General features: G+C 65.2%; 13 protein-coding genes and 2 tRNA genes. 7 read left to right on the forward strand and 8 right to left on the reverse strand.

Annotated features, from left to right (window positions below):
• Positions 1-2,259 (reverse strand): ribonuclease R, encoded by a 2,259-nt coding sequence (gene rnr, locus DFR43_RS05450; protein ID WP_211338610.1) that lies wholly within the window; start codon positions 2,257-2,259, stop codon positions 1-3.
• Positions 2,260-2,345: 86 nt separating this feature from the next.
• Here rnr and DFR43_RS05455 point away from each other — a divergent pair.
• Positions 2,346-2,430, forward strand: a tRNA-Leu gene (locus DFR43_RS05455).
• 162 nt (positions 2,431-2,592) lie between these two features.
• Positions 2,593-2,677: transfer RNA gene (locus tag DFR43_RS05460), tRNA-Leu, on the forward strand.
• Between the two features lie 36 nt (positions 2,678-2,713).
• On the opposite strand, the gene rimO is transcribed toward DFR43_RS05460, so the two are convergent.
• On the reverse strand, positions 2,714-4,099 hold the full coding sequence (rimO, locus tag DFR43_RS05465) for a 30S ribosomal protein S12 methylthiotransferase RimO (RefSeq protein ID WP_133596440.1): 1,386 nt from the start codon (positions 4,097-4,099) through the stop codon (positions 2,714-2,716).
• Between the two features lie 54 nt (positions 4,100-4,153).
• Positions 4,154-4,651, reverse strand: a complete 498-nt coding sequence (gene phaR / locus DFR43_RS05470) for a polyhydroxyalkanoate synthesis repressor PhaR (protein ID WP_133596450.1) — start codon at positions 4,649-4,651, stop codon at positions 4,154-4,156.
• Between the two features lie 195 nt (positions 4,652-4,846).
• On the opposite strand from phaR, the gene fabG reads away from it, so the two are divergent.
• From fabG to DFR43_RS05485, 3 genes are read left to right on the forward strand one after another with little or no spacing between them, the layout of a single operon-like run.
• The gene (fabG, locus tag DFR43_RS05475; protein ID WP_133596453.1) at positions 4,847-5,590 is read left to right on the forward strand and encodes a 3-oxoacyl-ACP reductase FabG; all 744 of its coding nucleotides are present in this window, start codon (positions 4,847-4,849) and stop codon (positions 5,588-5,590) included.
• Between the two features lie 3 nt (positions 5,591-5,593).
• Positions 5,594-6,175: a chromate transporter gene (locus DFR43_RS05480; protein WP_133596455.1), complete on the forward strand. Its 582-nt coding sequence runs from the start codon at positions 5,594-5,596 to the stop codon at positions 6,173-6,175.
• Positions 6,133-6,768, forward strand: coding sequence for a chromate transporter (locus DFR43_RS05485; RefSeq protein ID WP_133596457.1), 636 nt, complete (start codon positions 6,133-6,135; stop codon positions 6,766-6,768). Before DFR43_RS05480 ends, DFR43_RS05485 begins: the two co-directional genes overlap by 43 nt.
• Before the next feature lie 5 nt (positions 6,769-6,773).
• On the opposite strand, the gene rlmB is transcribed toward DFR43_RS05485, so the two are convergent.
• Both rlmB and DFR43_RS05495 read right to left on the reverse strand, forming a co-directional pair.
• Positions 6,774-7,517 (reverse strand): 23S rRNA (guanosine(2251)-2'-O)-methyltransferase RlmB, encoded by a 744-nt coding sequence (gene rlmB / locus DFR43_RS05490; protein ID WP_133596459.1) that lies wholly within the window; start codon positions 7,515-7,517, stop codon positions 6,774-6,776.
• A 10-nt stretch (positions 7,518-7,527) separates the two neighbouring features.
• A complete protein-coding gene (locus DFR43_RS05495; RefSeq protein WP_133596462.1) occupies positions 7,528-8,217 on the reverse strand; it encodes an ABC transporter ATP-binding protein in 690 nt (229 codons plus the stop codon).
• Positions 8,218-8,227: 10 nt separating this feature from the next.
• Between DFR43_RS05495 and DFR43_RS05500 the strand changes: the two genes are divergently transcribed.
• Positions 8,228-8,875 (forward strand): arylesterase, encoded by a 648-nt coding sequence (locus tag DFR43_RS05500; RefSeq protein WP_245988843.1) that lies wholly within the window; start codon positions 8,228-8,230, stop codon positions 8,873-8,875.
• A 9-nt stretch (positions 8,876-8,884) separates the two neighbouring features.
• Positions 8,885-9,961 (forward strand): tRNA 2-selenouridine(34) synthase MnmH, encoded by a 1,077-nt coding sequence (gene mnmH / locus DFR43_RS05505; RefSeq protein WP_133596466.1) that lies wholly within the window; start codon positions 8,885-8,887, stop codon positions 9,959-9,961.
• Here mnmH and DFR43_RS05510 read toward each other — a convergent pair.
• The 3 genes from DFR43_RS05510 to DFR43_RS05520 are packed head-to-tail and all read right to left on the reverse strand — an operon-like array spanning position 9,937 to position 13,120.
• A complete protein-coding gene (locus DFR43_RS05510) occupies positions 9,937-11,130 on the reverse strand; it encodes a PLP-dependent transferase (RefSeq protein ID WP_133596468.1) in 1,194 nt (397 codons plus the stop codon). The two genes, mnmH and DFR43_RS05510, sit on opposite strands and share 25 nt — an antisense overlap.
• A 12-nt stretch (positions 11,131-11,142) precedes the next feature.
• Complete coding sequence (locus tag DFR43_RS05515) at positions 11,143-11,667, reverse strand: phosphoribosyltransferase (RefSeq protein WP_133596724.1); 525 nt, start codon at positions 11,665-11,667, stop codon at positions 11,143-11,145.
• A 46-nt stretch (positions 11,668-11,713) separates the two neighbouring features.
• Positions 11,714-13,120 carry an adenylosuccinate synthase gene (locus tag DFR43_RS05520; protein ID WP_133596470.1) on the reverse strand — a complete coding sequence of 469 codons (1,407 nt, stop codon included), beginning with the start codon at positions 13,118-13,120 and terminating at the stop codon, positions 11,714-11,716.
• Positions 13,121-13,136: the final 16 nt, after the last annotated feature.

Here is a 13,136-nt window from a genome sequence, read left to right on the forward strand (position 1 = left end):
TCAGCGCTTGCCTTTTTTCGATTTGCCGCCCCCTCGCACAGACCGGGGCGCATCGGAGGAAGCGATCCGCTTGGAACCCGCTTTGGCGCCTGGGGCCCGCTTCTGCGGGTATTGTGCCCCACCTTGGGCGGACTTGGCTCGCCCGGCGCGGGCACGGCTGGGGCCATCGGGCTCGTCGCCATGCTTGTCGCGCAAGGCACGCGCCAGCACCTCCTCGTCCGGGCGAACGAGCCGGAAATCCACCCGGCGCCCGTCCAGATCGACCCGGCTGACCTGCACATGCACCTTGGAGCCCAAGGTGTAGCGGATGCCGGTGCGCTCACCGCGCAGTTCCTGCCGGGCCTCATCGTAGCGAAAATATTCGCCACCGAGTTCCGTGATGTGAACCAGGCCCTCCACGTAGAGACTGTCCAGCGTCACGAACAGGCCGAAGCTGGTGACGGCGGTGACGATGCCGCTGAACTCCTCGCCCAGGCGCTCGCGCATGTATTTGCACTTGAGCCAGGCTTCCACGTCACGGCTGGCCTCGTCGGCGCGGCGTTCGTTGGCGCTGCAGTGGAGTCCGGCGGCCTCCCAGCCCAGCATTTCGGCGTGAGCGCGGCCGCTAGCCACCTTGCTCCGATGGGCCTGTTCGGCCGCGGAAGGCCCCTTGGCTGCCAGACGCTTGGAGAGCTTGGCATGGGCTTCGCCGGGCGTCGGCAAAGCCGGCAGGTGGTATTTGCGTTCCTGGAGGATGGCTTTGATCACCCGGTGCACGAGCAGATCGGGGTAACGCCGGATGGGGCTGGTGAAATGGGTGTAGGCCTCGAACGCCAACCCGAAATGGCCGCTGTTGTGCGGCGTGTAGATGGCTTGTTGCATGGAGCGCAGCAGCATCTGGTGGATCTGCTGGGCATCAGGCCTGTCCTCGGTGGCGTGGGCGAGTTGCTGGAAGTCCTTGGGTCGAGGCTCGTCGGGCAGGGACTGGGACACCCCCAGGGCCTTGAGGTACTGGCGCAAGACTTCCAGTTTCTCGGGCGTGGGGCCTTCATGCACCCGGAACAGGCCGAAGTGTCGGCTCTGCGCGATGAATTCGGCCGCGCACACATTGGCCGCCAGCATCGCTTCTTCGATGAGCTTGTGGGCGTCGTTGCGCGTGCGCGGCACGATGCGCTCGATGCGCCCCGCCTCGTCACAGACGATCTGCGTCTCCACCGTCTCGAAATCCACCGCGCCCCGCCGCTCACGCGCCGCCAGCAGCGCGCGATAGACATCGTGCAGGTTGAGCAGGTGCGGCACCAGGGCTTGGCGTTGCTGCGCCTCGGGCCCGCGGGTGTTCTGCAAAATGGCGGCCACCTCGGTGTAGGTCAGGCGGCCATGGCTGAACATCACGCCAGGGTAGAACTGGTAGGCGTGAATGTCGCCCTTGGCATTGATGAGCATATCGCAGACCATGCACAGGCGCTCGACCTCGGGGTTGAGCGAGCACAGCCCGTTGGAGAGCTTTTCCGGCAGCATGGGGATGACGCGGCGCGGAAAATACACGCTCGTGGCCCGGTCATAGGCGTCCACATCGAGCGCCGAGCCGGTTTCCACATAGTGGCTCACGTCCGCGATGGCCACCACGAGCCGCCAGCCTTTGCCCCGCCCCACCCGAGCCGGCTCGCAATAGACGGCGTCATCGAAATCACGCGCATCCTCGCCATCGATGGTGACCAGGGGCACATCCGTCAGATCCACGCGGCCACGCTTATCGGATGGGCGCACCTTGTCGGGCAGCGCGCGTGCCTGCGCCAGCGCCGCCTCGGAAAACTCGTGCGGCACCCCGTACTTGCGCACCGCGATCTCGATTTCCATGCCCGGGTCGTCGATGTCGCCCAACACCTCCTTGACCCGCCCCACCGGCTGGCCATAGAGCGCCGGCGGCTCGGTCAATTCCACCACGACCACCTGGCCGGGCTTGGCCGAACCCGTGGCCCCACGCGGGATGAGGACATCCTGACCGTAGCGCTTGTCTTCGGGGGCCACCAGCCACACGCCGCTTTCTTGCAGCAGCCGGCCGATGATGGGGGCGCTGGAGCGTTCGATGATTTCGGTCACCCGCCCCTCGGGCCGCCCACGCCGGTCGTATCGAACGACGCGGGCCTTGACCCGGTCCTTGTGCAAGACGGCCCGCATTTCGTTGGGGGGCAGGTAGAGGTCGGGCTGTCCGTCGTCACGGACCACGAAGCCGTGCCCGTCGCGATGGCCATGCACCACGCCTTCAAATTCGGACAACAGCAGATTCTGGTTTTTTTCTTTCACTCAAAAGCCTGGAAACTCGCCAACAAGGCATCAGACATGCTATACTTTCAGCTTATCTGAAAGCCCAGGTGGCGGAATTGGTAGACGCACTAGTTTCAGGTACTAGCGCCGCGAGGCGTGGAGGTTCGAGTCCTCTCTTGGGCACCAATCATAAAGAGTAAAGCCTGCAGATTTCATGTCTGCGGGCTTTTTTCTTGGGTTACGCACCTTGCGCTGCACACAGCGCTTGCCACCCGCGCGAGTGATGTTTGCCATGACCAACCCCCAAAAGACGGGGCAGATCGTGCTATAGTAGCGGTCTTCCTGAAAGCCCAGGTGGCGGAATTGGTAGACGCACTAGTTTCAGGTACTAGCGCCGCGAGGCGTGGAGGTTCGAGTCCTCTCCTGGGCACCAGATGATCGAGGCCTGCATTGCAGGCCTTTGTCGTTTTCAGACCGGCAGACCCACGAGGTCGTGTCCTTCGGCGGCCACGATGCGGGCCTTGATGAAGTCGCCGACCTTGTAGGTCTTGCTCGCTTTTTCTGGCGGCAGCAGGCGAACCACGCCGTCGATCTCGGGCGCATCGGCGTAGCTGCGGCCCAGCCCGCCCTTCTTGCCCAGGCCGTTGGCCTGGTCCACCAGCACTTGCATGGTGGCTCCCACGCGGCGTGCCAGCCGCTGGGCCGACACCTGCTCGGCCACCGCCATGAAGCGTACCTGGCGCTCCTGCCGCACCGCATCGGGCAATGCACCGGGCAGCGCATTGGCCGCCGCCCCCTCCACCGGGGAGTAAGCAAAGCAGCCGGCGCGGTCGATCTGCGCCTCGCGCACAAAGTCCAGCAGGTGCAGGAACTCGTCCTCCGTTTCCCCGGGAAAGCCGGCGATAAAGGTGCTGCGCACCACGATTTCCGGGCACAGTTCGCGCCAGCGCTGGATGCGCTCCAGGTTCTTCTCGCCGCTGGCCGGCCGCTTCATGCGGCGCAGCACCTCGGGGTGGCTGTGCTGAAAAGGCACGTCCAGGTACGGCAGCACCAGGCCTTCGGCCATCAGCGGAACGATCTCGTCCACATGCGGATAGGGATACACGTAGTGCAAACGCACCCAAGCGCCGTGCGCCCGCGCCAGCTCGCCCAAGGCGCGAACCAGGTCGAACATCCGGGTCTTGACGGGCTTACCATCCCAGAAGCCGGTGCGGTACCTCACGTCCACGCCGTAGGCCGACGTGTCTTGACTGACCACCAGCAGTTCCTTGACGCCCGCTTCGAACAGCTTGCGGGCTTCGGTCAGCACATCGCCCACCGGCCGGCTGACCAGATCGCCCCGCATGGACGGGATGATGCAGAAGGTGCATCGATGGTTGCAACCCTCGCTGATCTTGAGGTAGGCGTAGTGGCGCGGGGTGAGCTTGATGCCTTGCGGGGGCACGAGATCGACGAATGGATCGTGCGGCTTGGGCAGGTGGCGGTGGACCGCTTCCATCACCTCGTGGGTGGCGTGCGGCCCGGTGACGGCAAGCACCGACGGGTGGATGCTGCGCACCATGTTCTGTCCGGCATCGTCTTGTCGGGCCCCCAGGCAGCCGGTCACGATCACCTTGCCGTTTTCGGCCAACGCTTCGCCGATCGTGTCCAGGCTTTCCTTGACCGCTTCGTCAATGAAGCCGCACGTGTTCACGATGACCAGATCGGCGCCTTCGAAAGTCTTGCTGGTCTGATAGCCCTCGGCGCTGAGTTGCGTGAGGATGAGTTCGGAGTCCGTCAGGGCCTTGGGACAGCCCAGGCTGACGAAGCCCACCTTGGGGGCGGCGGGCGTGGCAGGGGTGATGGTGTCGCTCATGGGCCCCGATTGTCTCAGGTCGGCGCCCCGCGCTCCAGCGCCTGCGACGAGTTCTCAGTTGCGCTTGACGCCCATGGCCTCCCACATCTTTTCCTGCATCTGGGCAAAGGCGTTCATGCCCGGCATCACCTGGGCCTGCATCCCCATGAATTGCTGCCAGAGCTCCGGTGTCCATCCTTTGGACGGGTCGGTCATGGATTTCTGAAAGTCCATGAAGAGTTGCAGGTTCTTTTCGAGGTAGGAGCCCATGTAGCCCTGCATGGCATGGCCGTAGAAGCGGATGATGTTGGCCAGCATGCTTTCAGAAAACAATGGCACGCCGGCGGTTTCTTCCTCCAGGATGATCTGCAACAGTATGCTGCGGGTGAGGTCGTCGCCCGTCTTGGCATCTCGAACGACGAAAGGCTCACCCCGCATCACCAGCGCCTTGACTTCGGCCAGCGTGATGTAGGAGGACGAATCGGTGTCGTAGAGGCGGCGGTTGGGGTATTTTTTGATGACGCGAACGGACTTGCCGGGGGCGGCCGCTGCCTCGGCCTCTGGTTTCTGCACGGGGCCAACTCCTGTGTGAACGGGCAAGCGATACGGCGACTGCCCATGGAATCGATGATGGTGGCTCACATTGTAGAAGCCTGCCCAGACAGAGCGCAGCAGGATTTACCCTTTGCCCACCTGTTCGGCCTGCGCCCACGCCCCCGGCGCAGACCGTTAAGATTCATCACTTTCCACCACGACAGGTTCCCCCCTATGAAACGACTCGAAGGAAAAATCGGCCTGATCACCGGCGCCGGTCAAGGCATAGGCGAAGCCACAGCCCTGAAATTCGCGACCGAAGGGGCCACGGTAATCGTCTGCGATGTGCGCCAGCCGGCGGTCGATGCGGTGGCGCGACGCTGCGAGGCCCTGGGCGCGACGGCGCTGGGTTGCGTGATGGACGTGACCCAGCGCCCCATGGTGGACGCGGTCGTGCGGCAGGTGCTGGAACGCTTTGGCCGCATCGACGTGCTGGTCAACAACGCCGGCATCACCCAGGATGCGCGTCTGCAAAAAATGACCCAGGAGCAATTTGACCGCGTCATCGACGTCAACTTGCGGGGCGTGTTCCATTGCAGCCAGGCGGTCGCCGACATCATGGTCGCCCAAGGCAGCGGGGTGATTCTCAACGCCTCCAGCGTGGTGGGCATCTATGGCAATTTTGGCCAGACGAACTATGCCGCCACCAAGTTCGGCGTCATCGGTTTTACCAAGACCTGGAGCCGAGAACTCGGCCCCAAAGGGGTGCGGGTCAATGCCGTGGCGCCGGGTTTCGTGGACACGCCGATCCTGCGCACCATCCCGCAGAAAGTGCTGCAAGAGATGGAGCACAAAGTGCCTTTGAAGCGGTTGGGCAAGCCCGAGGAAGTGGCCAATGTGTATGCCTTCCTCGCCAGCGACGAGGCCAGCTACATCAATGGCGCGGTCATCGAAGTCTGCGGCGGGATGACGGTCTGAGCGATGCAGCCTGATGCGCCGAACCGGCCCGCTTCGCGCTGGGATCTGTTTCTGTCGTTCTCGGCCATTGCCCTGCAAGGGTTTGGCGGCGTGATTGCCATCATCCAGCGGGAACTGGTCGAGAAAAAACGCTGGCTGACACCGACGCAGTTTATCGAGGACTGGGCCGTGGCCCAGACGCTGCCTGGCCCCAACGTGGTGAACCTGTCGTTGATGATCGGCGGAAGACACTTCGGACTCAGCGGAGCACTGGCTGCCCTGGCCGGCATGCTGACGGCACCGCTGCTGGTGGTGCTGATCATGGCGATTGCCTTTTCCACGGTGGCCGACGCGCCCACGGCGCAAGGCGCTCTGCGCGGAATGGGCGCTGTGGCAGCCGGGCTGATCATGGCCACCGGCTTGCGGCTCGTGGGAAGCTTGCGGGGCAACGTCATGGGCATGTCGGCATGCATCGCCCTGGCCGCTGCCACTTTCGTCGCCATTGCCTGGCTGCGGGTGCCACTGGCATGGGTACTGCTGGTGCTCGGCGGGCTGGGCTGCGTATGGGCGTGGCGTCGGCTCGGCCGGCAGGAGTGGCGATCGTGAGCATCACGCTGCTGCCTGGCGACTGGCTGAATCTGTTTCTGCATTTCACGGTGCTGTCATTGCTGGCCGTGGGGGGCGCCATCACCACAGCGCCTGAAATGCACCGCTATCTGGTCAGCCAGCAGCAATGGCTGACAGATGCCCAGTTCACTGCCTCCATCGCGCTGGCACAAGCAGCTCCCGGCCCCAATCTGCTGTTCGTGGCGCTACTGGGCTGGAACGTGGGCCTCAATGCGGCGGGGGGTGCTGCCGCTGGGGCGACCGCCTGGGGTTGGGGAATGGCAGGGGTGGTGGTGGCCATGACGGCCATCCTGATCCCCTCGTCCACGTTGACCTATGTGGTCACGCAATGGGCTCACCGCAACCGCGAGCGCCGCGGCGTGAAAGCGTTCAAGCAGGGAATGGCGCCCGTGGTGATTGCCTTGCTGCTGGCCACCGGCTGGCTGCTGAGCGCTGCCCACCCCTCACCGACCGAGCATTGGCGGCTGTGGCTGCTGACGGCGCTGACCACGCTGATCGTCTGGAAAACCCGGGTACATCTGTTGGCACTCATCGCTGCTGGAGGCATGCTAGGGGCCATAGGGGTGGTGTGAACCCGTCAGGAGCGCTGGCGCAGGGCCTCGTACAGGCAAACCGCGCTGGCCACCGACACGTTGAGGCTCTCCACCGCGCCGCGCATGGGGATGCTGACCAATTCGTCGCAGGTTTTGCGCGTGAGCTGACGCATCCCCGGCCCTTCGGCCCCGAGCACCAGCGCCACCGGACCCCGGAGATCGACCTGGTACAGCGTCTTGGGCGCGTCATCGCTGGTGCCAATGACCCAGATGTGGCGCTCCTTGAGTTCGTTGAGGGTGCGCGCCAGATTGGTGACCATGAAGTAAGGCACCGTCTCGGCAGCGCCACTGGCCACCTTGGCCACGGTGGCGTTGATGCCGCAGGCATGGTCTTTGGGCGCAATCACGGCATGCGCGCCAGCGCCATCGGCCACACGCAGGCAAGCGCCGAGGTTGTGCGGATCGGTCACGCCGTCGAGCACGAGCAGCAAAGGCGCCTCTGTGCCCTGCTCCAGTTGGTCCAGCAAGTCGTCGAGGGAACGGGCCTGGGCCACCGGTTGCACGCGTGCCGCCACCCCCTGATGCCCATGGCTGCCGGCCAGTTTGGCAATGCGCAGACCGTCGGCCTCGATGAGCCGGGCGCCGGCTTCCTTGGCGCGTTCGATGAATTGCCGCATCCGCGCGTCGCGTCGGTTCGGGTCGATGTAGATTTCGATGATGGAGTCCGGTGCCGTCTTGAGGCGCACGCCCACGGCATGAAAGCCGAACAAAACTTTAGGGGAAGACATCCCCGGATTATCAGGCCTCGACGGCTTGGACTTCGCGCGCCCGTCCCGCCTCGATGGTGATGCGTCGCTCACAGCGCTGGGCGATCGAGCGGTCGTGCGTGACCAGCACGAGCGTGGTGCCCTGCTCGCGGTTGAGGTCGAACATCAGTTCCATGACCTTCTCGCCAGTGGCAAAGTCCAGGCTGCCGGTGGGCTCATCGGCCAGCAACACGGCCGGCCGCACCACGAAAGCCCGCGCCAATGCCACGCGCTGCTGCTCCCCGCCGGAAAGCACCTTGGGGTAATGGCCCAGCCGTTCACCCAGGCCCACCCGCTGCAGCATCTGGGTGGCAGCCTCTCGGGCATCGCGCCGCCCCGCCAGTTCCAGGGGCAGCATCACGTTTTCCAGCGCGGTGAGGTTCCCCAGCAATTGGAAGCTCTGGAAAACGAAACCCACCTTTTGCGCACGCACGGCGGCGCGTTGGTCTTCGTCGAGTGCGAAAATGTCTTGCCCATCGATGTGAACCGTTCCGCGTGTCGGCGTATCCAACCCCGCGACGATGGACAGCAGCGTGCTCTTGCCCGAGCCGGAAGCGCCCACGATGGCCACCGTCTCGCCCCGGCGCAACTCGAAATCGATGTCGCGCAGAATGTCCAGCGTCCCGGTGGCGTCGGTCACCGACTTGAACACATGCTGTACCGCAATGATCACATCCGACATGAAAACGCCCATGCAATTGAACAGACGACACTTTAACGCGATCGCCGTGGCCGCTGCCGTGGCGGGGTCTTGGCCGGCGCTGGCGCAGTCGCGCGAAGCCGTGGTGTTGATCGTGGGCGATTCCTTGAGTGCCGAGTATGGGTTGCGCCGGGGCAGCGGCTGGGTGGCCCTGCTGGAACAAAGGCTGCAGGCCGAAGGGCGATCGGTGCGCGTCGTCAATGCCAGCATCAGCGGCGACACCACCTCGGGCGGACGGTCGCGTCTGCCCGCGCTGCTGCGCACGCATCGCCCGGATGTGGTGGTGATCGAACTCGGGGGCAACGACGCCCTGCGCGGCCTGCCGCTGGACATGACGCGCGACAACCTGCGCACCATGGTGCAGGCCAGCCGCCAGGCCGGCTCCCGGGTGCTGCTCGTGGGCATGGAGATGCCCCCCAATTACGGCGCCCGTTATGCCGAGGAATTCCGACAGGTCTTTGTCGATGTGGCCCGCAGCGAAAACGTCCCACTCGTGCCCTTCTTCCTCAAGGGCGTGGCCGACGGCCCCGACCCGGTGGCCCTGTTCCAGCCCGACCGCATCCACCCCAACGAGGCGGCACAGCCCATCATGCTGGACAATGTATGGCCACGCTTGCGCGAACTGCTGCCCAAAGGCTGACCCGACTCCATGCCCGTTGCCACGCTGCCCGCCCACGCGGTCGCTGACCGCCTGCCCGACTTCGACACCATCATCGACGCCCGCACCGAAGCCGAATTCGCCGAAGACCATGTGCCCGGCGCGGTGAACTGGCCCACGCTGAACAACGAGGAGCGCATCCTCATCGGCACGATGTACAAGCAGGTCAACGCGTTCGAGGCCAAGAAGCGGGGCGCGGCGCTGTCGGCGCGCAACATCGCGGCCCACATCGAACGCGAGGTGATCGACAAGCCCAAGGGCTGGAAGCCGCTGGTGTACTGCTGGCGGGGCGGCAACCGCAGCGGCGCGTTGGCCACCATCCTGGGCGCCATCGGCTTTCAGGTCACGCTGATCGAAGGTGGCTACAAGGCCTGGCGCAATGCCCTGCTCGCCGAACTGCCCTCGCTGGCCCAACGGCTGCAGTATCGGGTGGTGTGCGGCCCCACCGGCTCGGGCAAAACCCGGCTGCTGCAAGCCCTCGCCCGCCAGGGCCAGCAGGTGCTGGACCTCGAGGCCCTGGCCTGCCACCGCAGTTCCGTCCTGGGGCTGGTGCCTGGCCAGCGCCAGCCCAGCCAGAAGCATTTCGACACACGCATCTGGCACGCCCTGCGCAGCTTCGACCCGCAACGGCCGGTCTATGTGGAAAGCGAAAGCAAGAAGGTGGGCAATCTGCGTGTGCCTGACGCCCTGATGGACGCCATGCGCGCCAGCCCTTGCCTGGATCTGCAACTGGCCGACGAGGAACGCGTCGCCCTGCTGATGGAAGACTATGACCACTTCCTGCGCGACAGCGGTTTTTTCTGCGAGCGGCTGGACACGCTCGTGGCCTTGCGCGGCCGGGAAACCATCCAAGCCTGGAAGGCCATGGTGCAGAGCGGCCGCAGCGCCGAAGTGGTGCGGGCCTTGCTGCAAACGCATTACGACCCGGTGTACGCCGCCTCCATCCGGCGCCATTTCGTCCAGTACCCGCAGGCGCGGCCCTGCCGCTTGCCTGACCGCTCGCCAGCGGCGCTCGACGCCCTGGCCCGCGCCATCGTGGCGGCTCAGGCCAGCGCCTGCAGCGCCTGAGCCAGATCGGCCCGAAGGTCCTCCACCGCTTCCAGGCCCACGGCAAAGCGCACCAGGCGCGGCGCGTGCGGCCAGGACATGGTGCGCATGGCAGGCACGTCGTAAGGCACGCACAGGCTGATTGGCCCTGCCCAGCTGTAGCCCAGACGGAACAGCCGCAGCCGGTCACAAAACGCATCCACCTGCGCGGCCGTGACCTGGGGCTGAAACACCACGCTGAACAGACAAGCCGCCGCGCGAGCCTGGCGGCGCCAATGCTCATGGCCTGGCGAATCGGGCAAGGCCGGATGGAACACCCGTGCCACCGCGGGCTGGGTGGCCATCCACGCAGCCAGCGCGCGGGTGCTGGCGTCTTGGGCATGGTAGCGCAGTTCCACGCTGGGCAAGCCACGCAGCACCAGTTCGGCGTCGTTCGCCCCCACACCCAGGCCCAGCCGCATGTGCGTCAGGAGCAGGCGGCGATGCAGCGCCTCGTCACGCGTGACCACCGCGCCCATGAGCACGTCGGCGCCACCGCTTGGGTATTTGGTCAGCGCCTGCATGGAAATGTCCACCCCGGCCTCGAACGGGGCAAAGGCAATGCCTGCCCCCCAGGTATTGTCCAGCGCGGTCAGGATACGCTGCGGCCCCTGGCCGTGCCCCAGCCGCGCATTGGCCTGGCGCACCACCTCCACCAAGGCCGCCAGATCGGGGTATTCCAGGGTCACAGACCCCGGGACTTCCAGCCAGACCAGACGGGTCTGTTCGTGAATGCGGGCCGCCAGATCGGCCGGATTCATCGGATCGTAATAAACGTGCCGAATGCCCCAGGCGGCCAGTTCGGCTTCGGCAAAGGCCTTGCCCGGCCCGTAGGCGTTGTCGGGGATGAGCAGTTCGTCCCCCGCGCGCAGCAGCGCCATGTCCACCAGGGCAATCGCGGCCAAGCCACTTGGCGCCAGCACGCAGTGCCGCCCCCCCTCCAGGGTGGCGATGCGCTCCTCCAGCGTGAAGGTGGTCGGCGTGCCGTGCAGGCCGTAGGTGTAAGCGGATTTGTCCTTCCAGTCGCGCTGGCGCATGGCCGCGACGGTCGGGAAAATGACGGTCGAGGCCTTGTGCACTCCCGGCGCCGCCGACTCAAACTCGGCCGGCGGGCGGTAAGGGTGGTGAATCAGCTCGGTGGGCAAGCTCATGGGCAAAGGCGCTCACACCTTCCATTTGGCCAGCAGTTGCGCGGGCCGCAGGTTGTCGTAACCTTCGAACGGCTGATGGATCCACGGATTGGTGGGTAGGAACTCCACCGAATAATCCGGCGTGAACACCGAGACGGCCTTGGTCCAGATCACGGCGCTGCGCAACTCGGTGATCGGGGGGTAATTGTTTTTCAACAGGTCGATCACGGCCCGCAGCGTGTGGCCGGAATCGGCCAGGTCATCCACCAGCAGGACGCGGCCAGCAATCTCGCCCTTGGGTGTGGTGATGTAGCGGGCGATGTCCAGCTTGCCTTGTACCGTCCCGGCCTCGGCCCGGTAGGAGCTGGTGGACATGATGGCCAGCGGTTTGTCGAAGATGCGGCTGAGGATGTCACCCGGGCGCATGCCCCCCCGCGCCAGACACAGAATGGTGTCGAATTCCCACCCCGACTGGTACACCTTGATCGCCAGCTTCTCGATCAGGTTGTGGTATTCGTCGTAGGACACGTAGAGGTGTTTGCCGTCTTCGGTCAGCATCGCGGTCTCCAGGCTCTGAGGTGGGTGGACAGTGGACATACGGCGCTCAGGCCGCGAAGGGATGATGCAGCAGGATGGTGTGATCTCGGTCCGGGCTGGTCGAGACGACGTGGATCGGCACGCCGGTGACCGCCTCGATGCGGCTGAGGTATTTCTGCGCATTCGCCGGCAGATCCTCGTAGCGGGTCACGCCCACCGACGACTCGGCCCAGCCGGGCAAGGTTTCATAGATCGGCTCGCAACGCGCGATCTCATCGGCCCCCAGGGGCAGGATGTCGATGATCTCGCCGTCCAGCCGATAGCCCACGCAGAGCTGCAGTTCGGGCAGGCCGTCGAGGACGTCGAGCTTGGTGATGCACAAGCCGCTCAAGCCATTGACCTGGGCCGAGCGCTTGAGCAGCGCGGCGTCGAACCACCCACAGCGGCGCGCGCGACCGGTCGTGGTGCCTTTTTCGGCGCCCACGGTGGCCATGTGCCAGCCGGGCGTGCCTTCGGTTTCCCAATCCAGCTCGGTCGGGAACGGGCCGCCACCGACACGGGTGCAGTAGGCTTTGGTGATGCCCAGCACATAGTGCAGCAGTTGCGGCCCCACGCCGGCACCGGCGGCGGCGTTGCCGGCCACGCAGTTGCTGGAAGTGACGAAGGGATAGGTGCCGTGGTCGATGTCGAGCAAGGTACCCTGCGCGCCTTCGAATAGCAGATTGACCCCGGCTTTGTGCGCCTCGTTGAGCTCTCGCGAGACGTCGGCGATCATGGGCTTGAGCAATTCGGCGTGCTGCATGGCCTGGGCCTGCACCGCCTCCATGTGCACCTTGCCGTTGACGATGAAGGCCGACAGCGGCTGATCCTTGAGCCAGCTCACGGCGGCCCAGTCCACCTGCGCGGCACCCAGCAACGCGAGCTGCTGGTTGTAGTAATCGACCAGTTCCTGCAACTTGGCCGCGAAACGCTCGGGGTGCTTGAGGTCTTGCACCCGCAAGGCGCGGCGGGCCACTTTGTCTTCATAGGCCGGGCCGATGCCGCGGCCGGTGGTGCCGATCTTGGCCGCGCCCGCCTTTTCCTTGGCCACCTCGCGTGCCACGTCCAGCGCGGCGTGAAAGGGCAGGATGAGCGGACAGCCTTCGCTCACCCGCAGGCGCGAGCGGACTTCGACACCTGCCTTCTCCAGGCCAGCGATTTCCTCCAGCAGCTTGCCCGCCGACAGCACCACGCCGTTGCCGATGTAGCACTTCACGCCAGCACGCATGATGCCGCTGGGGATGAGGTGCAGCGCCGTCTTGACCCCGTTGATGACCAGCGTGTGCCCGGCATTGTGCCCCCCTTGGAAGCGGACCACACCGCCAGCGATTTCGGTCAGCCAGTCCACCAGCTTGCCCTTGCCTTCGTCGCCCCACTGGGTGCCCACGACGACCACATTGCGCCCAGGCTGGGCCTTGAAGTTGTTCACGTTCATGTTTCTCGGTTCCAAC

Origin of the sequence: Tepidicella xavieri (assembly GCF_004363315.1) — a bacterium.
Lineage (GTDB): Bacteria > Pseudomonadota > Gammaproteobacteria > Burkholderiales > Burkholderiaceae_C > Tepidicella > Tepidicella xavieri.